Origin of the sequence: Streptomyces sp. NBC_00846 (assembly GCF_045207325.1) — a bacterium.
Classification (GTDB): Bacteria; Actinomycetota; Actinomycetes; order Streptomycetales; family Streptomycetaceae; genus Streptomyces.
In genome coordinates, this window is sequence record NZ_CP108848.1 from 47,647 (window position 1) to 68,744 (window position 21,098).

Below are 21,098 nucleotides of genomic sequence, written 5' to 3' on the forward strand. Positions count from 1 at the left end.
GGCTCGACGATCACTACAGTCCAGTCTCATGACGACGATTACGACGCGTACGGTCGAGTATCCGGCCGACGGTTTGACGATGATCGGGCACCTCGCGCTCCCGGCCGGTGTCGACCGCCGGCCTGCGGTGCTGCTCGGACCAGAGGGCATGGGGCTCAGCGACGTCGAGCGCCGCCGGGCCGATGCTCTCGCCGAACTGGGATATATAGCGCTGGCCTTCGACCTTCACGGCGGGCGCTATTTGGGCGACCCCGAGGAGATGCTGGCCCGTTGCCTGCCGCTGCTCGCTGATCCCGACCGGATGCGGGGCATCGGCCATGCGGCGCTCGACGTGTTGCGCACCGAACCGCGGACCGACCCCGACCGGATCGCCGCCGTCGGCTACGGCACCGGGGGCGCCGTAGGGCTGGAACTCGGGCGCGGCGGCGTCAGCCTGCGCGCGATCGGGACAGTCAACGCACTGACCACGGGCCGACCGGGCGAGGCGGCGCGCATTCGCTGCCCGGTGTGGGCCGGGGTCGGGTCGGAAGACCCGATCATGCCGCCCGCGCAACGGAACGCGTTCACCGCTGAGATGCAGGCCGCGGGCGTCGACTGGCGCCTCGCGGTCTACGGCGGCGCCTTGCACGCCTTCCACCACCCGCCGGTCGGCCACCCTGTGGTCCCCGGCGTCGGCTACCACCCACGGCACGCGCAGCGAGCCTGGCGCGACGTCGTCGACCTGCTCGCCGAGTGCCTGCCCGTGACGGAGGATCTGGGGCATGACCCAGGTAAGCATGCTGGCGCCGGGCACTGACAGTCCCCTCCCCTCAAGTCCGCACAGCAGAACCGCATTCGGGCGGATGCTCGATCGCGGAAACGCGTTCGCAACTGCCGCAGTAAATGCCGGATTTACTGCGGCAGAGCCCCTACCGTGATCACCGCGACCTGCGGCGGGCCATTCCGGCCGCCGGGGCGAGGTGTACGCATTTACTGCGGCAGGGTCGGAGGGGCGGGACGGCGTGACGATCGAACCGGTGACCGAACGCGGGAGCGGGGGCGCACTTCGGTTGCCGCGCGCTCGGGTCGTACCTCTGTCCGCCCCGCCCGCGTCGTACACCGCGGCGGTCGAGCGCTACCTCACCGGCGCGGGCATCGCGAAGTCCTCCGCCCGGATCTACCGGATCTCCCTCACGACGTGGGGATGGATGCTCACCGGAGAACCCGCGCCGACCGGGCCCGCCCGCCGAGGCGCGAAATCGCCCGTCTTCCCCATCACCTCGATCGACGACCCGGCGCTGCCGGAAGTCTTGGCCGAGCTGGCCGCCGCGCGGGCGGACGAGATGGACGCCGACACCGTCAACCGGGAACTGTCCATCGCCCGCAAGGCGATCGGCTGGTGGCAGCGCCAAGGCTGGATCGAAGGCGATCCCACGATCGGCATCGAGCGGCGGCCGGCACCGCCCGACCGCACCAAGGCTCTCGCGGAGAACCAGATCGCCGCCCTGTGGCGCCTCGACGTCGCGCTGCGGGAGAAGACCCAGTGGAAAATGCTCTACGAGTCCGCCGCACGGGCCGACGAGGTGCTGTGCCTCAACGTGGAAGACCTCTACCCGCAGGACAAGCGCGGGAAGATCACCGCCAAGGGCGGGGCGACCGAGTGGATTCACTGGCAGTCCGGCACCGCCCAGCTCCTGCCCCGGCTCATCGCCCGCCGCACCCGCGGCCCGCTGTTCCTCACCGACCGCAAGGCCCCGGCCGGAACGCCGACGCTGGACGTGTGCCCGGAGACTGGTCGGGGCCGGCTCTCCTACCGCCGCGCTGAGGAAATCTTCGAGGAGAACACCCGGCTGCTGGCCAACCCGCTCGCTTCGCCCGAGGACATTGAGGACTTGGACGGCTGTACCCTGCACCGGCTCCGGCATAGCGCTCTGACACACAACGCCGAGGACGGCACCTCGACCCCGATGCTGCTGGCCCGCTCCCGCCACGCCTCCGTCCGCTCCCTGGAGCGGTACGCCCGCCCCGGCGTCGACTCGGTCGCCCGGCACGTCGCCGAACGCGACCCCGCTGCACGCCGCCGCACGTAAATCCGAGCAGATCAGGGCTTCAAGATCATCCCGTTGCCCCTTTGGCGCGTATCTCGGTCACACCCCCTGTAGTCCTAGCGCGGACACCAGGGAGCAAGTAACCCACCGGTAGGTTCCGAGGGACTTGCGCAGCGAACCCAGTGGTCGCGCCTTCTGCCCTAGTGAGCCTTTCAGGCGGCTGCTTCCTTCCACGCGACTTCTGGGTGTGTCTGCTGAGCGTGCTGGTGGCGTTGTGCCCAGCGGACGGCGAGTGGTGCTGCCAGGCCCGTCAGGGTGAACAGCGCTCCTACGACGTACCACCCGGGGCGGCCCCAGGTGATGCAGAGTGAGATGAGCAGGGTCGGCCCGAGGGCTTCAGCCAGTCCGGCGCCCAGGCCAAACACTCCGAGGTACTGGCCGGTGGCATGCTGTGGGGCGAGGGCGAAGGACACTTCGAAGCCTGCGGCGGAGTGCCACAGCTCGCCGATCGTGTGGATCACCATCGCGGTCATGAGAAGCGTGGCAGCGGCCCACGCCGGTATCCCCGCAGACAGGGAGATCAGTGAGCAGGAGACGAGGAAGGCCACGCCCGCTCGGCGGTAGGCGGTTCCGCCGGCCGCTGGGGAATCGATGCTGCGGCTGGCTCGTATCTGCAACGCAATGACGATGATGGTGTTGATGAGCATGGTGCCCGAGATGAGCCAGCGCGGGGCGGTGGTGGCCGTGACCAGCCAGAGCGGGATGGCCACCGTGAGCACCTTGAACTGGACGGCCATGATGCCGTCGAGAGCGGTGAGCAGGAGGTAGGGGCGGTCCCGCAGGGCGATCCAGCGGGGGCCGCCGGCGGTGGGGACAGGTTTGACCGGCGGCAGGTAGATCAGGATCGCTGCGGAAGCCGCGAAGGCGACCGCGTTGCCGATGACCAGGAGTTGGTAGGCGGGGAGGGTGCCCACCTGGACGGCCCAGCCCGCCAGCAGGGCGCCGAGGGAGATGCCTACGTTGGTCACGGCGCGGAGATAGGCGCGGAATGCCTGAGGTCGGTCCCCTCCGTAGTGCCTGATGAGCGGACTGCGTGCGGCCAATCCGGCCGCTTTGGCGCCGGTGGCGGTGCCTACCGCGATGACGAACGGCCAGAAGCTGTCTGCCAGTACGAAGCCGGCAGTGGCCACCGCTTGGACGACGAGGGTGATCGCGTAGACGCCGCGTGCTCCGTGCCGGTCCGCGAGATGACCGACAGCGATGCCCACGGCCAGCGAGACGACACCGGCGATGCCGAGTCCGAGGCCCACCTGAGTTGCTGGAAGGTGGACTGCCTCGGTGAAGTACAGGACTCCAGCGGTCAGATAGAGGCCGCTGCCGACGGTGTAGACAAAGTTCGAGGCGGCGATGACGCGCTGTGGGCCGGAATCCGGCATCAGTTTGGGCACGACGGGGCTCCGCCTCCTGGGTCGGCAGTAAGGACTGGCCCAGCTTTCTGCTTATTACTTGTAATAGCAAGAGGGTTGCAATAAGTGAGCTGTACGGCCTGCCCGGCATATCTGTGCGGAGGCGTTGAGGTGCAGGACAAGGGCCGCTTGGACGGCCACGCCGGAGAGCAGGGGCGTTCCCTGGAGAGGTGCGCCCGGCCCGGCGTCGACGCGGTTGCCCAGCACGTTGACGAGCGCGACCCGGCCGTCCGTCGCCGCAGGTGAACTCGCGAAAACCTACCGGCGGGTTACTTGCTCCCTGGTGTCCGAGCTAGGACTACGAGGCCATATCCGTTGTTTTTGCGGCGATTACTACGGGGACCCCCTGTAGCCGGGCCCCCGTACGACGATCCGTCAGGGCGAGGGGCTTGAGGAACATCGGCGTCAGATCGTGCGTCTGTACGCTCCGTGACGATCTACCTCCGCGGCTGGCTAGGATCACAGTCCACATGCTCCTGGGGAGGGACAACGCGATGGAACTGGTACCCGGCGAATACGAGTTCACCTGCGACGAATGCGACGGCGACGGGTCTGTGCAAGTCATTCGGGGCACCGACGACGATGAACCCGAGCTCGTCTGGGATAAGTGCGACGAGTACCGCGGCGAAGGAACCGTCAGCTACGACGAGGAGGAGGCGGCTGAGGCCATCGAGGTTGGCCGCACACCGCTGCGCACGCCTTCCGCTACGTAACGCCTGGTGCACGTGTAGCAGCGCGGCGAGCCGGCTGACCGTTTACCGCAGATAACACCCCAATATCTGCGGTACGACGGCTCTCGACCTCTCGGAACGTAATCCGATCGGGGCGTGAAGCGACCTTGTTATCTGCGGCATCGCGCCGACCTACCGCTGCCGCACGATCCGACGCCGACGTTCCTCAACCCCCGGCGAGTCGCCGGCCCAGTCCCGCCGGTCCGGGTCACCAGGTCGAATGCTCGGCTAGCCCGTGGCTGTTGACGCCCAATGTCCGTAATCCTCCGTGGCCGGACCGTACGCGACTGCGGCACGGCCGGGCTGTGAAAGACGGCTGGCGGCGAGAGGGGTGGGGGTGCATGAGCTGAGCAGCCATCAGACGACTCCGGATGCGGGCTGGCCGCCGTACCCACACCGTCACGGATGCGGGCGCGTGAGGCGACCACACGGCCAGATGTGGCGGGCGGGGAGCACCTGCTGCCGCGATGTACTGCGGGCCGGATTGGTCGCCGAGGGCTACGGGCCCAGTCTCGTCGTGGCTGAGCGGTCGACGACCAAGGGGACCGGTACCACACCGTGGGTAATAGGGGGCTGACCGAGATACGGCAGAAAGCCGCCAGATCTTGATCTTGGGCAAGAGAAACGGCAGGTCACCGACTCGTCTCGGTACGGGGAACTCGGTGCCCGAGCACCCGCTGACCGACTTCGTACGTCTAGGGAGAACAGGCCGGTGGGGTTGAGCCGAGATGCGGGAGCGGACGGCTGGGTCAGCTCAACGGCACCGCCCAGGCCGCCGCGAAAGGAAGCCGCCGACTGGCGCGGCCACGCCGCGCTGGCCATCGCCGAGCAGCACCGCCGGCAGATCCTCGCCAAGAAGCACCCCCGTGGCTCTGTTCACTTCAAGTGGCTCTGGCACAACTTTTGTGGTGGAGGTCTAGGGTTGGGCTCGTGGACAGCAACCCGTGGTTCGTAGTTGAGGATCCTGAGGAGGACGGCGAGGAGCCCTGGGACTTCGATGCGGGTGAGCTGGCCTTCATCGCGACCCTGCAGGCCAGGGCCGCTTCCTGGCGAGTGCCGCTGACATGCAGCAGCGTAGGTCGGCCTGAGGACGACTCATCGCTGCTGGTTTATGTCTCCCTCAGCGACACCGAGCCGCCTCTGATACTCGGCGAATGGGCGGTGCACTTTCACGGCACGTATATGCGTGCTGGCAAGGTCTGCGACCAGCTCTTCAACCTGCACGAGACGCCCGAGCGTGGGTCCCTCCACGCGAGTGGGACAGCGGAACAGCTCGCCGAGCAGTGCGCTGCCTGGTTCGAGACTGTCCTGAGCAGACCGGTAATCCGTATGGTGAAGTTCCCCCTTGATCTTGGACAGCGGTTGTTTACGCTGCGGGGGTAAATTCGTGCTGCAGCCTGGCTCGGGTTTCGAGTGGGGTGAGGTACCCGAACTCGGGGTGCTTGCGGAGCCTGGTGCGGTTGTACTCGACCTCGATGAAGCGGAAGACGTCGGCGCGGGCCGCCTCACGGCTCTCCCAGACGGCGGTGCCGATCTCCGCTTTCAGTAGACCGAAGAAGCTCTCGGCTGCGGCGTTATCGTAGCATATGCCGGTTCGTCCCATGCTCTGTCTCAGGTTCAACTCCCGCAGCTCGCGGCGGAATTCGCCACTCGTGTATTCGCTTCCGCGGTCGGTGTGCATGATGCAGCCGCCCTGAAGGTCGCCGCGGCCGGCGGCCATCCGCAGCGCGTCGGTGACCAGCTCGGCACGGTGGTGTTCGGCCATCGCGTACCCGATCACCTCGCGCGTCGCCAGGTCCATGACGGTCGCGAGATACCACCAGCCCTCGATCGTCGGCAGATAGGTGATGTCGCCGACGAGCTTCGTGCCGGACCGGGTAGCGGTGAAGTCGCGGCCAACCAGGTCCGGAGCCGGTGCGGCCTTGGTGTCCTGCTGCGTCAGGTGGCGGCGTCTGCGGCGGGTGACGCCGCGGATGTCGCGCTCGCGCATGATCCGCTCGACCTTCTTCCGGTTGATCGCATGGCCCTTGCGCCGCAGCGCGGCGTGCACGCGCGGGGCACCGTAGGCACCCCGTGAGGAGGCGTGGATCTCGCGGATCTCCTCGGTCAACTCATCCTCGGCACACTGCCGTTCGGCCGCTGCCGGCCGGGCCGCCAGCCAGGAGTAGTAGGTGGAGCGGTTGATCCCCGTGACGCGGCACAGCAAAGCCACGCTGTAGCCGTCGGGGTTGGCCTCGGCGGCCTTCTCCGCGTCGATGAAACGGCACAGAGTGCCTACTTCATCGTCTCCTTCGCGAAGAAGGCCGCTGCTTTTTTCAAGATCTCGATCGTCTGCTGCTGTTCCCGGTTCTCCCTGCGCAGCCGCTGGAGCTCTTCCTTCTCCGCCGTGGTCAGCGCGCCGGGCGCCCCCTCGCCGCGGTCGGCCTTCGCCTGCTTCACCCAGCCGCGAAGCCCCTCCGGACTCACACCGAGTTCCCGGGCGACCTCGGTGACATTCCGCCCTGACGACCGGACCAGTGCCACCGCGTCCCGCTTGAACTCCGACGTGTACCGCTTGCTCATGTTGCTCTTGCCACTCAACCTGGACTGCTTCCTCCGGGACCGATCCGTCCCAGTATCAGGCTGTCCAGTTCAGAGGGGGAACTTCATGGAGTGGCTCAGCATGGGCAGCGTGTACGCGACGGGCTGGGTCTTCGCGGACACTGCACAAGCTCTGGCGGGCAACGTTGACCACGCTCTCGCCTTCGCGTCGTATTCGAAACGGCGCACCTCCCACGTCCGTCACCACCGCTGCACCCTGATCCGGGGCGCCTCGCAGCCACAGAAGGAGCCTCACGCGCAGCTCTGTCCGTACGAACTGAAGCCTGCTGACTCGCGCCCGTGGCTTTATCGAGCAGCAGTGAAGGCGCTTCTCGATGGGTTTGGGAGGCGCCTTCGGTGTCCCGGTCCCGGTATCGACGAGTACGGGAGGCAGTTGCCCACGGAAACCTCTGCGCCGGCTACGGAGCCAGTCCACCCGGCCACCTGACCCCGTAGCCAGCATCTTTGACCTCGGTATACCTCGGTGCGAGGGCGTTCAGACGGGCATCTGGTCACGCCGACCCCGGAGGGTGCCGTCCGGACTCATCGATACTCGGGCCCGCTGGAGTGCGTACGGGCCTCCCGAACTGCCCGAGAAACGCTGCTCCTCGTCATCAACAGAGCCACGCCCGGAGCCGGCGTAGCCGTCAGGCATCAGTTCGGCCCGCGGCAGCGGAATGACGGGCGCCGATCACGCATGGCCAGCACAGAACGTGACGGCATCACAGAACTTGAGCCAGAGCCACGACTCGTGAACAAAGCCAACCCCCGCTTCCACGAGGCGGAGGCCCTCGCCCGGAAGGTGGCCGCCCAAGCCAAACAGCGCCAGCAGACGCCGACACCCGCACCGGCAGCAGCTCCCGCCGACGCGGTGACACCTCAGCAGCAGAGGGGGCCAAGGGCGAAGTACTGAGCACGGTCCGGGGCATACGCTTCTGACCAAGTCTTGGACGCACCACGGGCCCCGGGGAGCAGCCATGACATCCTCGGGGCCCGACTCTTGGGGCAGCGGGCGTCACAGGAACACGTGCTCCAGGTGGTAGGCCCGGGTGTCGTAGGCGAGTTTCGCGTCAACCATCTTGAGCGCGCCGGTGGGCAGGGCACTCATGCACGCGCCGGGGGTCATTCTCGCTCGCCGTTCCATCGGGCTAGGGCCTGGCGGCTGGCCAGAATGAGGCTATCCGTGGGATCGAGCGAGCGGGTCTCGGGTGCCCAGTAGGAACGGAGCAGAGAACCGGTTTTGCTGTCAGAAGTTTTGACGGGCGGTTCTCACAAACGAACCTTTCCCGGAGCAAGATCGGGAATGGTCGGCGGAAGGGCTCCGGATCGCGGAATCACTGTCACAACTCGTTCTCACTCAAAAGGGGAACCGGGCATGTTCTGGGAAATGTTTGTGACAGTATCTGGAGTCATGACGGACCCTCAAATCGCACTCGCGTCCGAAGCGGACGACGTCGAGCGCCACCCCTGTCCGCGCTGTCACGCATCGCCAGGCTCACCCTGCCGCTCGCGCTCCGGCGCGGTCGCCGGGACCTACCACACCGGCCGCTTCACGAAGGTGCCCCACCTCGCCAAGCTTCTGCGCGTGCCGACCCCGGCCGACCGGGGTCCGGGGCAGCCGTGGCGGCCCGGCACACCGGCGCCCGCGCCCGTCGACCCGGACATCCCGAGCGCGGACATCCGTATCGGCTACGCCCGCTGCTCGACCCTGACCCAGGAACTCCAGAGCCAGCTGGACGCGCTCGCCGCCAAGAACATCCCCCGGGACAAGATCTTCGCCGAGAAGATCAGCACCCGGGTACGGGTCCGCCCGAAGTTCGAGGCCGCGCTCGCCGCCGCGCGGGAGATCAAGGCGCACGCCCCGCACTGCCGGGTGATCTTCACCGTGTACGAGATGAAGCGGCTCGGCCGCGACGTAGCCGAGCTGACCGCGCTCGCCGACCACCTCGCAGCCCACGGCCTGGTCCTGGAGATGCTCGCCGGTCCCCTTGCCGGGATCTACGATCCCACCGGACACGGCCGCCTCCTGTTCGCGTTCTTCGCCGCGATGGCGGAGACCGAGCGCGAGAACATCCGGGAATCGACTCTGGAAGGGCTCGACACCGCGGCCCGCAAGGGCAAACACGGCGGCCGGCCCCCTGTCATCACCGACGACATGCTGCACACCGTGCTCCGCCGCCGTACGGGCGGCGAAACCGTCGAGCAGATCCAGCCCGACCTCATCATCCCCACCGGCAAGTGCAAGGGGCAGAACCCGAGCCTGTCCAGCATCTACCGGGCCCTGGCCGAACACGAGAAGCGAGCCGCGTACCCCGAAGCCGTGACCGCGGCGCACATCGACTTCGCCGCCCTCCAGGCCGCCGGGGGCCTACCGGGACAGGGAAGCGCGAAGGAGTCGGCCAGCCTATCCGGGCCACCTCGGAGACCATGATCAATCTCACCGATACTGGCTGTTCCGTTGGCCCAAGGCCGGATATGTGGGCCTGCCACTGCCTGTCTGAGCCCGGTCGGGCACCGGCTGCTCCGGGCAAGCGGCCGAAGGCGGAGAACGCGGCGGCTCTCTCACCTGGCTGACATCCAGGTCGCACGCTGCTCCAGCAGGGCCTCCCGGGCATCGCGCAGTGCCCGCCCGCAGACCGGAGCAGTGACGCCGGGGGTGGAGTGTCAGGTGGGCTCTGGCCTGTTGTGCTGGCGAGAGGGGGCTTGGCCTGTGGGCCGCTTTCACGGTGGTGGGGTGTGCGAGCGGGGTTCTGTTCGCTGTCGCGAGCGGGGGATGTGCGGTTACGTGTGGATGTGAAGGCGAGGACTGCAGATGTGGGGTTGGAAAAGGGTGGTGGTCCGGGGCGGGCTGGCTGATGATCTTCGGCTATGGATATGACTTGGGCACGTGTGCGTGTGGTGGTTCCCGTCGCTCTGGTGACGGGGGCTGTTCTGGGGGCTTTGGGCCCGGTGTTGACGCGGCAGAGGTCGGATGGCGGGAGGGAGGCTGTCGGCGGAGCGGCGGGGCATGTTGTGCACTTGGTGGCGAGCGCGGGGTGGTCCTGGGCGGCTTTCGCGTTCGCGATCGGGTTGGTGTGCCGGTCATGGAAGCGGGCGGTGTGGTTGGCACCGGCCTCGCTGGTGGTGGCGGTGGCTGCGTACTACCTGGTGAAGATGGGGCAGGGCGAGTTCCGGGTCTTCGACATGACGGCAGGGAGCCAGCAGATGGAGTCGTTGCCCATCGACTGGGCCGGCTTCATCGGGAACGCGATGGCGTGGTGGGTGGCGGCCTGCATCTTCGGCCCGCTGCTGGGGTGGGCCGGAACCCTGGCGCGCCAGCCGCATCTGCGCGGACTCGCTTTCCGTCTGATGGTTCCGTTGATCGCGATCGTCGACATGAACCTGCGCCTGCCCGGGAACCCCGAACTCGACGGAGCCGTCGCCACCGGCACCTGGACCGCCGTACGGATCGCGGCCGTCGTCGCCTGTGTACTCCTGACGGCCTGGGCTCTCCACACCAGCATCCGCGCGCGCCGGATCACCCGCCCCTGAACGGGCAGTTCGTATGAACGCGGCCGCAGAACTTGCGATGACAGCGGGCTCCCGGGCCAGCCAGCCGTGCGGGCCAGAGACAGTCCCGGTAGCCACGGCCAGCAGTCCGCCTACCAGATGGGGTGATGATCCGGACCAGAATGGAAGATTACCGAACAAACGGCTGGAGGGGCTGGGACTGTCGCGCGCGAGAGCAGGCTGACGATCAAGGAGCGCGCGGTGCCCACCAACTTTCTGAGCGAGAACCAGCGACGGCGCTTCGGCCGGTTCGCGGAAGACCCGGACGAGGGACAGCTCGCCGGGTCCTTCCTGCTCGACCAGACCACCCGGCGCCGGGCGATGGCTGCCAAGGGCGCGCGCAACCGAATCGGCTGGGCGGTCCAGCTCGGGACCGTCCGATATCTGGGGACGTTCCTGAACAACCCCGAGGACGTACCCGCTGTGGTGGTCGACTACGTCGCCGAGCAGCTTGGCCTGGACCCGGTCGAGTTCGCCGGCTACGGCACGAAAGAGGCCCGCTGGGACCACCAGGAGCAGATACGCGAGGGGTACGGGTACACGAAGTTCGAGTTCGACCAGTGGTTTTCACTGGCCCGCTGGATGTACCAGCGGGCGTGGATCGGCTCCGAGCGCCCGACCCTGCTGTTCGACCTGGCCACCAAGCGACTGGTCGACAAAAAGGTGGTGCTGCCCGGCGTGACCGTGCTGGAACGCCTGGTCTCCGGCTCCCGCGAGCGGGCCGAGAAACGCCTGTGGGCGATGCTGGCTGCGGCCCCAACCGCAGAGCAGGCCGTCGGGTTGCGCGCCGAGCAGGCCGGCGAGAACAGTGGCACTGGTGGTGAGCATCAGCTGTCCTGTCCGTTGAGGGAATCTTTTTTGACGAAGTGGATCTCGTGCAGGTGCTCGGCGTCCTGCTCGCCCGCGGCGGCGATCCGGGCGAAGGACTCCTCTCGAGGGCCGGCGAGCACATCGACCGCCGATCCGCCGGACCCAAAGGACATCGATCGGGTTCCGGGGGCCCCCGCGGTCACGGCCCGAGTCGCGAGACGACGCCGCGCTGTCACGGGACGAGAACGATCCGGCCGCGGACGCCGCCCTTGGCCATCGCCTGGTAGGCACCGGCTGCTTCGTCGAGCGGCACGACGGCGTGGACGCGAGCCGGCAGTTCCCCCGTCGTCACCCGTGCGAGCAATCGGGCGAGAAGCGAACCGTCGGGATGGGCGAACACGACCTCGACGGCGATGCCGCGCTCCTCGGGAAGCCGCGAGGCCGGCTGCACGCCGACGAAACGGCCACCGTCGCGCACCGTCCGTAAGGCGTGCTCCTGCAGGGCTCCGGCGTCGGCAACGGCATCCCAGCCCTGCCCGAGATCGGTGGCGAAGTCGACGCCGAGGCCCCGGACGAACGGCTCGTCGGCCGCTCGGGCCATCCCGGTCACCTGCCAGCCGCGGTCCTGGGCGAGTACGGCGACGTGCGCGCCCACCGCACCGGCCGCGCCGGTCACCAGCAAGCGCCGAGCCTCGCTCGACGCCTCACCGAGGAGGTCGACGAGCTGGGCTGCGGCGGTGGCGTTGAGCGGCACCGTCGCCGCCTCGACCAGGTCCATGCCGTCCGGAACGACGGCGACATTCGCGGCGGGGACGAGGAGGTGCTCGGCATGGGATCCGTGGTCGCGGTCGAAACCGTCGATGAACCCGGCAACACGGGTGCCGACCTGCAGCTCGACGCCGGGTCCGGCGGCATCGACAGTGCCGGCGAAGTCCCAGCCGAGACCGGTGCAGTCCGGCTGGTGTACCAATCCGAGCTGGTGAAAGACGCCCCCGGCCACCCCCAGGTCGACCGGGTTGATCGCTGCGGCGGCAATCTTGACCCGGATCTCCGCCGACCCCGGCTCAGCCACCGGGACGTCGACGGTCTCGATCGACCGGGGCCCGGACGGCACACGGACCACGGCCCGCCGAGACGTCATCTGATTCATCGCCATCTGCTCCTTCATGGAGGCCTTGTGAGGTGGTCTTGCCATCGCTGTGGTGCAGCACCACCATGGAGGCACCTGCTTCCCAATGGGAAGTAGGCACCTTGAAGTGCGTAAGTCACCGAGCGGAAGAGATGAGTTATGCCGACCAGCACCGCGTCCCAGCGGCGGGCCGTGGCCAAAGCGGAGTACGACGCATTCCTCGCGGCATGCCCCAGCCGCCAACTCCTGGAGCGAATCTCCGACAAGTGGGTCGCCCTTGTGCTCGCCGCCCTGGGCGGGGACGGCCCCCGTCCTGGGGCTGCCTCCGGCGACGAACCGCGGCCCATGCGCTTCTCCGAGCTGTCACGCCGGATCTCGGGCGTGAGCCAGAAGATGCTGACGCAGACGTTGCGCTCACTCGAGCGCGACGGGATGGTGACCAGGACCGTGACCCCCACGGTGCCCGTCACCGTCACTTATGAGCTGACCGATCTCGGTCGCTCGCTCCAGGGAGTCATGCGGGGAATCAAGGAATGGGCGGAAGGCCACATGGAGGAGGTCCTCACCCATCGCGACGGCTACGACCACAGGCAATGCGAAGCCGCCGACTGATTCGAAGAGAAGTCGACCGTCATAAGACCGCCCCCACACCCGCGTGCCACCGCCCCACCAGCACATCCACCTGACGCCGGGATATCCCCGGCATCGCGGCGGCCTCATCCGCATCCGCCAGCCCCACCCCGGCCTTCTCGGTAAGAGGCCCGATCACCTCGGCCTGCCGTACCGCGGCATCCCACACACCGGCCGGAGCGGTCAGCACCCCACGCTCGGCCACCGGTCCCTCCGCCACCCGGCCTGCTCCGCAAACGCGCAGAGGACTACGGACCAACTCGACCGTAGTGCAGGCGACTTCGTGACGCGGGAGAGTTCACAGTTCCCTGCACTGCGCGACGAAACCCCAGCTCATCCGCGCACGCGAGTACGAACATTCACGCCCGGCTGCTCAGGGGACGAACCCGCGGGCCGGTGTTCGTCACCCATCGCCGCCCGGGGCCGGGCAAGGTCGTCAGCCCCCGCGACGTGTGCCCGGACACCGGGCCGGCCCGGCTGTCGTACGGGCAGGCCCGCGCCCTGCTCGACGAGCACACCGCCCTGCGCGGGCCGGGTACGGGCTGGGATCTGCACGAGTACCGCCACACCGCCCCGACCCATCTCGGCGAGCAGGGTGCCTCGCTGTTGATGCTGATGGCGAAGTCCCGGCACAAGGAGCCGGAGAACGTCCGCCGCTACTTCAAGCCCTCCCCGGAGGGGATCTCCGAGCTGACCAGCCTGCTCGCCCCCGGCGACGCCCGCCGTTGACCGCGTGCGCCCCGGCAGGGCCGGCCGCGCGGGCGGGGGCCGTTCAGCGCGGAATCACCCAGCCCGGTGCCCACGTCCCGGCGGCGTCCTTGCCGGTCGTCGTGGCGGCGAGGTGGGTACGGAGGGCGGCCAGCGCCGGATGGGGGTTGTCGCGGTGCCAGAGGAGCGAGTGCGGGTAGACGGGCATCGGGTCGGTCACCGGGATGCGGCGCAGGCCGTGGTCGGCGGGCCAGATGAGGCGGGTGTGCTCGCCCATGAAGGTGGCCAGGGCCGGGGTGTCGGAGATGGTGTCGAGGAGCGCGTCGGAACCGAAGTTGGGGCCGGTCACCTCGATCGTGAGGCCGAACTCGGCGACGAGGTCGTCGTAGTAGGCACCCCACTCGGTACCGGGGGCGATGCCGGGCATCCAGATCCGGTGCCCGGTGAGCTGGGCGACGGTCACCGACCGGGCGCCCGCCAGCGCGTGGGCGGGGCCGGTGAGGAGCTGGAGCGGCTCGTCGAGCACCCGGACGGCCTCGATGTCCTCGGGAAGGGGCCGGCCGGGCGCGGCGACGGCGCGGAAGGACACGTCGATCGCACCGGAGCGAATGGCCGTGACGGCCGTCTCGATGTCGAACAGCATCATCACGTCGAGGTCGATCTCGGGGTGTGCGCGGTGGAAGCCGCGCATCAGGCCCGACTGCGCGCTGCGCGAGGCGATCACGTCGACGCGCAGCGGACGGCGGCCGGGACGCACGGACGCACCCGCACGCTCGGCAACGCGCAGCAGCTCGCGTGCGTGGGGCAGGAACGCCTGCCCATCGATGGTGAGCTCGGCGCCGCGGGCGGCGCGGGTGAACAACCGCACGCCGAGGTTGCTCTCCAACGCGGCGATGCGCTTGGAGACAGCCTGCTGGGTGATCGACAGGTCAGCGGCGGCTTTCTGGAACTGGCCCGCTTCCGCGACGGCAACGAACGTACGTACTACTTCGAGATCCACGCCGACCCACCTTACTGAACAACTGATGGTTGTAAATGGCTGGTATGTCAGTTGTTTGACCTGCTGTTGTCCTGCCCACTTAGCTCTCATTGGTCAACGTCAGTTTGTTCGGGTGGGACTTCAAGGGGAGCGCACTGAGCACGGTGGGCAGGAGACCGTTGGGTCGGCAGTTCGGCTGGCTGTGGGCGGCATATGCGGTGAGCGCGTATGGGTCCGGGCTGGGGTTCGGGGCATTGCCGCTGATCGCCCTGCTGGTGTTGCATGCCGGCCCCGCCGAGGTGTCCGCGCTGTCCGCGGTGGGGCCGGCGGTGGGCGCGCTGATCGCGGTGCCGCTCGCGCCGTGGGTGGAGTTCCGGCGCAAGCGCCCGGTCATGATCACGATGGACCTGGCCCGGTTTGCGGCCATGGCGACGATCCCGGTTGCCTACGCCTTCGGTCGGCTCAGTTTCGTCCAGCTGTTCGTGATCTCGGCCGTGGTCGCCGCAGCCAAGATCGCCTTCAACGCGGCCGGCGGCGCCTACCTCAAGGCCCTCGTGCGGCCGGACGACCTGCTCGTCGCCAACGCGCGGTTCGAGTCCACGAACTGGAGCTCCATCGCGGTCGGGCCACCTCTGGGCGGGGCGGCGATCGGCCTGTTCGGGCCGGTCACCACCGTGGTGGCCGACTCGCTCAGCTACCTGCTCTCCGCGCTGGGCATCACCGCGATCCGCGGCCAGGAAGAAGCGCCGCGAACGACCGGCAAGAGCCCGCTCCGGGCGGGCGCACTGCTCGACGGCTGGCGGCACATCATGGGGCACCCCGGTCTGCGGCCGCTCTACCTCAACCAAATGCTCGTCGCCGGTCTGATCATGGCCACCGAGCCACTGCTGGCCGTGCTCCTGCTTCGCCAGCTCGGGTTCCCACCCTGGCAGTACGGCCTCGCCTTCGCCGCCCCCTGCCTCGGCGGACTCATCGGCTCGCGGCTGGCCCGCCGTGTCGTGGCCCGCTACGGCCAGCACTGGGTCTTCCGGACCGTCGGCACCCTGCGCGCCATCTGGCTGATCGGCCTGGCCTTCATCCGTCCCGGCGTCGTCGGCCTCGTCACCGTGATAGCCGTCGAGCTGGCGATCATCATCAACATGAGCCTGTACAGCCCGGTGCTCGCCACCTACCGGCTCGAACACACCCCCAAGCATCTCGTCGCACGCACCCTGTCGGCCTGGTCGATCGGCCAGCAGGCGTCCATCGCCGCCCTCACCGCGCTCGGCGGGCTGCTCGCCGACGTCACCAGCCCACGCACCGCTCTCACGGTCGCGGGACTGCTCATCCTCACCAGTCCGCTCCTGCTTCCCCGACAGGACCAGACGTCGCAGCACGAGCTGGAACTGGTCCGCAGCGACTCATGACACGCCGCAACTCACCGCTGAGGCCCGCAGGCCGCACTTCTCGTCATGGACTACCAGCCCGCGATCCTGGCCTTTCTGCCCGAAGACAAGGACCGCAACGCCCTGCTCGGTCGCGTGGAAGGGGCCATCGCCGGCGTTACGGCTCCCGGCACCCTACGAGCCGGTGACCAGTGCAAACGTCACCGCCGAGATAGCCCCGGGCCCCGAGCCGGTGGCCACCCTCCTGCTCGACTACCTCCAGGCCCTGCCCGCCAACACCCTGCCATCAACCAGAATTCGCCCTGGCTCTTTCCAGGCCGCCGCCCGAGCCGGCCGATGAACCCCGGCACTTCGCGCGACGCGCTGCGGAAACTCGGCGTCCCGGCCGAGCAAGGCCGCACCTCCGCCATCCGCCGGCTCGCCCTCCAGGCCCCGGCGCCGGTCATCGCCCAGGCACTGGGCTCCCACGACAAGAGCACCACCCGCATCGCCACCGAGGCCGGAACCCCCTGGAAGAACTACGCACCCGCCGACCACACACGCTGACCGGCACCCCCTTGAACTACGCGCCGGGCGAAAGATGACACACGCTCGGCTGCCTTCACCCCACAGTGGTGACCATGCTGAACCGAGTAGCCGTCCTGTCCGACATTCACGGAGTCCTGCCGGCCCTGGAGGCAGTACTCGCCGAACCAGACGTCAGCACCGCCGATCACATCGTGCTCACCGGCGACATCACCGCCGGCCCGCAACCGGCCCAGGTTCTCGACCTGCTGACCAGCCTCGGCGACCGCGTCATCTGGATCAGCGGCAACGCCGACCGCGAACTCCTCGAATACCGCCGGGGGCAACGCGACACGATCCCCGACCCGATCGCCCCCTGGGCAGCCGAACAGCTCCGCGAGGACCATCTCGACCTTCTCGGCCCGCTTCCACGGTCACTCTCCCTGTCCGTGAATGGACTGGGAAAGGTGCTGTTCTGCCATGCCACCCCTCGCGACGACGAGGAGGTCGTCCTGGTCGACTCCCGCCTCGACCGCTGGAAGGAAGTCTTCAACGGACTCGATACCGACATCCGCACCGTGGTCTGCGGCCACACCCACATGCCGTTCGTCCGCCTCGCCCACGGCCGACTCGTGATCAACCCCGGCAGCATCGGCATGCCCTAGGGACGAACCGGAGCACACTGGGCCCTCCTGGGCCCGGGCGTCGAACTCCGCACCACGCATTTCGACCTCCAAGCCGCAGCCACCCGGCTCAGTCAGGAATCGTCCTACCCCGACATCACCGAGTGGGCCGACTACTTCCTGCACGCTCGCGCGACCGACGCCGACGCCCTCGCAGCCTTCGCCCCACGGGACGGGCGCGACCACAGCCCGTGACACTCGCTCCCCATCCACGACAGTGGGCAGCCGCACACCGACTACACGATCAACGACGCCTAATCGCGCGCTCGTAGGCGGCGAGAGCGGGAAGCAGTTCCTGCTCACTGCGACTGACCGCGATCAGTGCGCGGCGCGGTGCGTTGGCGTCGTAGAGTGCGGCGTTGCCGCCGAGCCCGCCGACCGGTGGCATGGGATGGATGGCGTCGCCCCGCACGGTCACGTTCTTGCACATCGGTTGCCCATGAAGCATCGGAGGCAGACTTGTCCAGCGCGCTCGCCGACCGCGGCGCGCACAGCGTCCGGTGCTCCTCGAAATACACCCGGGCCGCCGCCAGGTTCTCTTGGAAGCGTTCGTCCGCGACGCACCGGACCATGCCCAGCTTCTCCAGCGTCTGCGCCCGCTTGCGGTCATCTGCCCGTGGTTGTTCCTCAGCCCCGGGCCTCGCGTCCGACACGGTCATCAGCCGGCTGCTGGAACTCGAGCCCCTTCTCACCTGAGCGTTCCCGCGATGAGGGCGGGACTGCCGGTGTAGCGTCAGGGGCAGCTGTCATGGTTCCGAAGTACGTCGCCCGTGAGCGTGCGCACGGGCGATTCTGCTGTTCAGAGTCTCCGAGGACCAGGACGATCACCTCCGGGTTCCGCATGGTGCGGGATCCGATTTTCAATCTCCTTGGAGGACGAAATGGCCAGCGGAACCGTCAAGTGGTTCAACGCGGAAAAGGGCTTCGGCTTCATCGAGCAGGACGGCGGCGGCCCCGACGTCTTCGCTCACTACTCCAACATCGCCAGCACCGGCTTCCGTGAGCTCCAGGAAGGCCAGAAGGTGAACTTCGACATCACCCAGGGCCCGAAGGGCCCCCAGGCGGAGAACATCACCCCCGCCTGAACTTGCACCTACACGGCACCCGCCCCGCGAGGCTCGCCGGGCGGGTGCCGTGCGTTCTGGAGCTGCTTCCTCCTGGCTGAGCCCGGCATCTCGGAGCCCATGGCCGATGGCCGGCGGGCCGAAGATGCGGCCCGGCTCTCCCTGCTGCGTCACGCGAACCTCAACTACGTGGGCCGCTACAGGTTCCGCGCTTCTCCCCTGCCGGCGAAGGCCTGCGGCCCTTGGGCAACCCGGACGCCGTTGACCTGGACGGGCGATGGGGGCGGCGCGGAGGAGTGGGCCGGGCCTGGCGGCCCGGCCCGTCAGCCGTTTCCGCAGGGCCGGAGAATCACGTGAGCCCGGAGCTGCGGGGAAGCATCAATGCCGAGTCCGTGTGGAGTGCGATGCGCACCGGTGCGAAGGTGGTGGCGTCCACCGGCGGCTCCCCGGTGCCGGGATTCCGGGCGTAGCGCGGATGGGCGCCTCCGCTGATCTGCCAGCGTATGCGGTGGCCGACGGCGAAGCGATGGGCGGTGGAGCTCATCGGCGCGGTGACCTGCGACAGCACATGTTGAGTCGTCCGAAGCCGGCCCAGTCCGTCACAGATGTTGACGGAGCGGCCTTGTGGGTCCACGTCGCACAGGCGGGTGAAGACGTCGGCGTGGCCGGTGTCCGTGGAGATGCTCAGCCGAGCGGAGACCGGGCCCAGAATGTCCAGGGGCTCGGTCAGTGGGGGGCTGGTGAATGTCAGGACGTCGTCTCGAGCTTCCAGGGTGCTGTTGTCGCGTGGGCCGGCGGTGCGGGAGAGCAGTGGGCCGCCGAGGGACGGGGTGGGGTCGGCCGGGTCGTAGCGGAATGATGTCAGGGGTGCGGAGTCCGTGGGGGCCTGCTGGGTGAGATGCCCGCCGGAGAGGGGGTACCACGAGGTGGCAGCCGCGGCCGGCGGCCACTCGTCGAGGTCCCGCCAGGCGTTTTCGCCGCCGATGTGCATGCGTACCGCGGTCGGGCGCAGGCCGGAGGCGTCGGCGCACAGGTAGGCGCGCAGCCACGCGAGGCTCTCGGCGAACACCTCGGGCCATCCCTGCTGCAGGGCGGAGGTGTGGGTCCAGGGACCGACGAGCAGAGCGGTCTCGCATCCGGCCCGACGCAGCCGGTCATGCTGCCCAAAAGTCTGGTCGATCAGCGCGTCATGCCATCCGGTGATCAGACTCGTGGGCACGCGGAGCCGCTCCGCCGGCTCCGCCAGCGACGCGCCGTGCCAGTACGCGTCCTTGGGGTCCGGGTGCGTCATGACGTCGTCCAACCAGGGCACCTCGTCCCCGAGGGCGGACACGTACGACCCGCGCAAGGGCTGCGCGGTGGTGACGTCACGCAGGCGACGCTGAAGGCGCAGCGTCGCCCTCAGGAACGGTCCCATGCCCTGGTGCTGGTAGGTCATGCCCATACCGACGGCGAGGGCGTTCTCCAGGCGTAGCGCACCGTCCGCGTGGAACAGGGCGTAGGGATCGTACAGGCCCACCTGCACCACCATTGCCTTCAGTTCCGGCGGCGGGTCCAGGGCAAGGGCCCATTGCACGTAGCCCAGGTAACTGGGGCCGACGGTCCCCAGTGTTCCGTTGAACCAGGGCTGCTCGCGCAGCCACGACACCGTGGCCTGCCCGTCGGCGGCCTCGTTACGCCACAGGTCGAACGCACCGCCCGAACCGCCGGTGCCGCGGCAGCTCTGCAGGACCACGTGAAAGCCCTGTTCGGCGAAGAGCAGGCCGTACTGGGGAGACCATGGCAGGCCGCGGCCATAGGGGGAGCGGACCAGGAGGGTCGGGAAGTCGCCCTCCGCGCGCGGGAAGTAGTGATCAGTGATCAACGGGCTGCTGTCGGCGGCCGGCACCACCAGCCCCGGTCCCCATCCGACCTCATGCCGTTTCGCCGGCAGGCCCCGCCAGGTCGCTCTCATCATCCGTGAGGACAGCGGCGGTTTTACGGCAGGTGGCACCCAGGCCGGTCCGGCCACGGCGTCGGGCGTGCGTGGTGGCATCGTTCCCCTCCTCTATTCCGTACGGTGTACGAGAATAGAGGATGCTTGGATGACCTTCGCAGGAGCCGCCTCAACAACCAGGGAAAGGAGCGCGAGACCGTGTCCCGTGACGGGGGGTCCGGCGCCGCAGGCGTCGACCCCGAACAGCTCTGGCTGCGTCCCACCGAGCCCCGCAGGGGCCGCAGGCCCTCCTTCAGCCGGGAGGAGATCATCGTGGCAGCCGCCACCCTGGCGGACGCCGAAGGGCTCGAAGCGGTCACCATGCGGCGGGTGGCCGCCCAGGTCGGAGCCGGTGCCATGTCGCTCTACAGCTACGCCCCTGACAAGGAGACACTGCTGGAACTGATGGTCGACCACGTCAGCGGCGAACTGACGGTCACGGACCCACCCAGCGGCGACTGGCGTGCCGATCTGAAGACCATCGCCCACCTGCAGCGCGCACACATGCTGCGCCACCCCTGGCTGCCCGCCGCCTTGTCCACCCATCGCGTTCCGGGCCCCAACACGCTGGCCTTCCTGGAACACGCGCTCGCCGTCCTGCGGCCCACCGGACTGGACGGTGCGGCGAAGCTGGAGGCCTTCGCCCAGCTCACCGCATTCGTCGCCGGACACGTCGCCCACGAGATCACGCAGGCCGCGGCCTCACAATCCCCGAACCGGGCCGCAGCCGAGGCCCGCTACCTCGCCGCTGTCGCTGCCGACGGCTGCCACCCGGAACTCGCCGAAGCCCTTTCCGCCCCCGGACGCACCCTCACCCCCGAAGCCACTTTCACCCGGTTCCTCAACCGCCTGATCGACGGCCTCGACACCGACTGATC

23 protein-coding genes and 3 pseudogenes are annotated in these 21,098 nt (G+C 68.6%); 16 read left to right on the forward strand and 10 right to left on the reverse strand.

All coding sequences use genetic code 11. The annotated features are described in order from the left end of the window. The first annotated feature begins 28 nt into the window (after positions 1 to 28). Together OG936_RS39820 and OG936_RS39825 are read left to right on the forward strand one after the other, a co-directional pair. Positions 29 to 796 carry a dienelactone hydrolase family protein gene (locus OG936_RS39820; protein WP_331746334.1) on the forward strand — a complete coding sequence of 256 codons (768 nt, stop codon included), beginning with the start codon at positions 29 to 31 and terminating at the stop codon, positions 794 to 796. 205 nt (positions 797 to 1,001) lie between these two features. Continuing rightward, the gene (locus tag OG936_RS39825; protein WP_331746337.1) at positions 1,002 to 2,069 is read left to right on the forward strand and encodes a tyrosine-type recombinase/integrase; all 1,068 of its coding nucleotides are present in this window, start codon (positions 1,002 to 1,004) and stop codon (positions 2,067 to 2,069) included. Between the two features lie 170 nt (positions 2,070 to 2,239). Here the strand turns inward: OG936_RS39825 and OG936_RS39830 are convergent, their stop codons facing one another. Then, entirely contained in the window at positions 2,240 to 3,475 is a 1,236-nt protein-coding gene (locus tag OG936_RS39830) for an MFS transporter (RefSeq protein ID WP_406500935.1), read from the reverse strand. Positions 3,476 to 3,987: 512 nt separating this feature from the next. On the opposite strand from OG936_RS39830, the gene OG936_RS39835 reads away from it, so the two are divergent. Further along, complete coding sequence (locus OG936_RS39835; RefSeq protein ID WP_331746346.1) at positions 3,988 to 4,206, forward strand: hypothetical protein; 219 nt, start codon at positions 3,988 to 3,990, stop codon at positions 4,204 to 4,206. 948 nt (positions 4,207 to 5,154) lie between these two features. Beyond that, positions 5,155 to 5,607: a hypothetical protein gene (locus tag OG936_RS39840; protein ID WP_406500937.1), complete on the forward strand. Its 453-nt coding sequence runs from the start codon at positions 5,155 to 5,157 to the stop codon at positions 5,605 to 5,607. Here OG936_RS39840 and OG936_RS39845 read toward each other — a convergent pair. Next, positions 5,591 to 6,493: an IS3 family transposase gene (locus OG936_RS39845; RefSeq protein WP_331746374.1), complete on the reverse strand. Its 903-nt coding sequence runs from the start codon at positions 6,491 to 6,493 to the stop codon at positions 5,591 to 5,593. The two genes, OG936_RS39840 and OG936_RS39845, sit on opposite strands and share 17 nt — an antisense overlap. A gap of 5 nt (positions 6,494 to 6,498) precedes the next feature. Next, positions 6,499 to 6,804, reverse strand: coding sequence for a transposase (locus tag OG936_RS39850; RefSeq protein WP_266751048.1), 306 nt, complete (start codon positions 6,802 to 6,804; stop codon positions 6,499 to 6,501). Positions 6,805 to 7,555: 751 nt separating this feature from the next. Between OG936_RS39850 and OG936_RS39855 the strand changes: the two genes are divergently transcribed. The 4 genes and pseudogenes from OG936_RS39855 to OG936_RS39870 form a co-directional block, all read left to right on the forward strand. Beyond that, a complete protein-coding gene (locus OG936_RS39855) occupies positions 7,556 to 7,717 on the forward strand; it encodes a hypothetical protein (RefSeq protein ID WP_406500939.1) in 162 nt (53 codons plus the stop codon). Between the two features lie 498 nt (positions 7,718 to 8,215). Further along, positions 8,216 to 9,235 carry a recombinase family protein gene (locus OG936_RS39860; RefSeq protein ID WP_331746357.1) on the forward strand — a complete coding sequence of 340 codons (1,020 nt, stop codon included), beginning with the start codon at positions 8,216 to 8,218 and terminating at the stop codon, positions 9,233 to 9,235. A gap of 665 nt (positions 9,236 to 9,900) precedes the next feature. Beyond that, the gene (locus OG936_RS39865) at positions 9,901 to 10,335 is read left to right on the forward strand and encodes a hypothetical protein (RefSeq protein WP_331746359.1); all 435 of its coding nucleotides are present in this window, start codon (positions 9,901 to 9,903) and stop codon (positions 10,333 to 10,335) included. 219 nt (positions 10,336 to 10,554) lie between these two features. Continuing rightward, positions 10,555 to 10,998: pseudogene (locus OG936_RS39870) on the forward strand (DUF4158 domain-containing protein); the annotation flags it as partial. Here OG936_RS39870 and OG936_RS39875 read toward each other — a convergent pair. From OG936_RS39875 to OG936_RS39885, 3 genes are read right to left on the reverse strand one after another with little or no spacing between them, the layout of a single operon-like run. After that, on the reverse strand, positions 10,921 to 11,181 hold the full coding sequence (locus OG936_RS39875) for a hypothetical protein (RefSeq protein WP_331746112.1): 261 nt from the start codon (positions 11,179 to 11,181) through the stop codon (positions 10,921 to 10,923). The pseudogene OG936_RS39870 and the gene OG936_RS39875 overlap by 78 nt on opposite strands. After that, positions 11,181 to 11,336 (reverse strand): hypothetical protein, encoded by a 156-nt coding sequence (locus OG936_RS39880; RefSeq protein ID WP_331746113.1) that lies wholly within the window; start codon positions 11,334 to 11,336, stop codon positions 11,181 to 11,183. Before OG936_RS39880 ends, OG936_RS39875 begins: the two co-directional genes overlap by 1 nt. A gap of 59 nt (positions 11,337 to 11,395) precedes the next feature. Beyond that, positions 11,396 to 12,313 (reverse strand): NADP-dependent oxidoreductase, encoded by a 918-nt coding sequence (locus OG936_RS39885; RefSeq protein WP_331746378.1) that lies wholly within the window; start codon positions 12,311 to 12,313, stop codon positions 11,396 to 11,398. Positions 12,314 to 12,451: 138 nt separating this feature from the next. Between OG936_RS39885 and OG936_RS39890 the strand changes: the two genes are divergently transcribed. Beyond that, entirely contained in the window at positions 12,452 to 12,904 is a 453-nt protein-coding gene (locus tag OG936_RS39890; RefSeq protein ID WP_331746114.1) for a helix-turn-helix domain-containing protein, read from the forward strand. 19 nt (positions 12,905 to 12,923) lie between these two features. Here the strand turns inward: OG936_RS39890 and OG936_RS39895 are convergent, their stop codons facing one another. Beyond that, positions 12,924 to 13,142, reverse strand: a complete 219-nt coding sequence (locus OG936_RS39895; protein WP_406500898.1) for a hypothetical protein — start codon at positions 13,140 to 13,142, stop codon at positions 12,924 to 12,926. A gap of 146 nt (positions 13,143 to 13,288) precedes the next feature. On the opposite strand from OG936_RS39895, the pseudogene OG936_RS39900 reads away from it, so the two are divergent. Further along, positions 13,289 to 13,651, forward strand: a pseudogene (locus tag OG936_RS39900) (site-specific integrase); the annotation flags it as partial. 43 nt (positions 13,652 to 13,694) lie between these two features. Here the strand turns inward: OG936_RS39900 and OG936_RS39905 are convergent. Next, positions 13,695 to 14,630, reverse strand: coding sequence for a LysR family transcriptional regulator (locus OG936_RS39905; protein WP_331746116.1), 936 nt, complete (start codon positions 14,628 to 14,630; stop codon positions 13,695 to 13,697). 143 nt (positions 14,631 to 14,773) lie between these two features. On the opposite strand from OG936_RS39905, the gene OG936_RS39910 reads away from it, so the two are divergent. The 4 genes and pseudogenes from OG936_RS39910 (at position 14,774) to OG936_RS39925 (ending at position 17,376) form a co-directional block, all read left to right on the forward strand. Then, entirely contained in the window at positions 14,774 to 16,015 is a 1,242-nt protein-coding gene (locus tag OG936_RS39910; RefSeq protein ID WP_331746380.1) for an MFS transporter, read from the forward strand. 163 nt (positions 16,016 to 16,178) lie between these two features. Continuing rightward, positions 16,179 to 16,334 (forward strand): hypothetical protein, encoded by a 156-nt coding sequence (locus OG936_RS39915; RefSeq protein WP_406500899.1) that lies wholly within the window; start codon positions 16,179 to 16,181, stop codon positions 16,332 to 16,334. Beyond that, positions 16,331 to 16,540, forward strand: a complete 210-nt coding sequence (locus OG936_RS39920) for a hypothetical protein (protein ID WP_331746117.1) — start codon at positions 16,331 to 16,333, stop codon at positions 16,538 to 16,540. Before OG936_RS39915 ends, OG936_RS39920 begins: the two co-directional genes overlap by 4 nt. 74 nt (positions 16,541 to 16,614) lie before the next feature. Next, positions 16,615 to 17,376, forward strand: a pseudogene (locus tag OG936_RS39925) (metallophosphoesterase family protein). A 49-nt stretch (positions 17,377 to 17,425) separates the two neighbouring features. Here the strand turns inward: OG936_RS39925 and OG936_RS39930 are convergent. Then, the gene (locus OG936_RS39930; RefSeq protein ID WP_331746118.1) at positions 17,426 to 17,611 is read right to left on the reverse strand and encodes an FAD-dependent monooxygenase; all 186 of its coding nucleotides are present in this window, start codon (positions 17,609 to 17,611) and stop codon (positions 17,426 to 17,428) included. A 451-nt stretch (positions 17,612 to 18,062) separates the two neighbouring features. Here OG936_RS39930 and OG936_RS39935 point away from each other — a divergent pair, with 451 nt between their 5' ends. Beyond that, on the forward strand, positions 18,063 to 18,266 hold the full coding sequence (locus OG936_RS39935) for a cold-shock protein (protein WP_266753438.1): 204 nt from the start codon (positions 18,063 to 18,065) through the stop codon (positions 18,264 to 18,266). 328 nt (positions 18,267 to 18,594) lie between these two features. On the opposite strand, the gene OG936_RS39940 is transcribed toward OG936_RS39935, so the two are convergent. After that, complete coding sequence (locus OG936_RS39940; protein ID WP_406500901.1) at positions 18,595 to 20,280, reverse strand: CocE/NonD family hydrolase; 1,686 nt, start codon at positions 20,278 to 20,280, stop codon at positions 18,595 to 18,597. Between the two features lie 99 nt (positions 20,281 to 20,379). On the opposite strand from OG936_RS39940, the gene OG936_RS39945 reads away from it, so the two are divergent. Next, entirely contained in the window at positions 20,380 to 21,096 is a 717-nt protein-coding gene (locus OG936_RS39945; protein ID WP_331746386.1) for a TetR/AcrR family transcriptional regulator, read from the forward strand. Positions 21,097 to 21,098 lie beyond the last annotated feature (2 nt).

Coding starts and splice junctions, on each gene's coding strand:
- OG936_RS39820 (WP_331746334.1), top strand. CDS start 29: ATGACGACGATTACGACGCGTACGGTCGAGTATCCGGCCGACGGTTTG.
- OG936_RS39835 (WP_331746346.1), top strand. CDS start 3,988: ATGGAACTGGTACCCGGCGAATACGAGTTCACCTGCGACGAATGCGAC.
- OG936_RS39860 (WP_331746357.1), top strand. CDS start 8,216: ATGACGGACCCTCAAATCGCACTCGCGTCCGAAGCGGACGACGTCGAG.
- OG936_RS39875 (WP_331746112.1), bottom strand. CDS start 11,181: ATGCTCACCACCAGTGCCACTGTTCTCGCCGGCCTGCTCGGCGCGCAA.
- OG936_RS39880 (WP_331746113.1), bottom strand. CDS start 11,336: ATGTCCTTTGGGTCCGGCGGATCGGCGGTCGATGTGCTCGCCGGCCCT.
- OG936_RS39885 (WP_331746378.1), bottom strand. CDS start 12,313: ATGAATCAGATGACGTCTCGGCGGGCCGTGGTCCGTGTGCCGTCCGGG.
- OG936_RS39890 (WP_331746114.1), top strand. CDS start 12,452: ATGCCGACCAGCACCGCGTCCCAGCGGCGGGCCGTGGCCAAAGCGGAG.
- OG936_RS39920 (WP_331746117.1), top strand. CDS start 16,331: ATGAACCCCGGCACTTCGCGCGACGCGCTGCGGAAACTCGGCGTCCCG.
- OG936_RS39930 (WP_331746118.1), bottom strand. CDS start 17,611: ATGTGCAAGAACGTGACCGTGCGGGGCGACGCCATCCATCCCATGCCA.
- OG936_RS39935 (WP_266753438.1), top strand. CDS start 18,063: ATGGCCAGCGGAACCGTCAAGTGGTTCAACGCGGAAAAGGGCTTCGGC.
- OG936_RS39940 (WP_406500901.1), bottom strand. CDS start 20,280: ATGCCACCACGCACGCCCGACGCCGTGGCCGGACCGGCCTGGGTGCCA.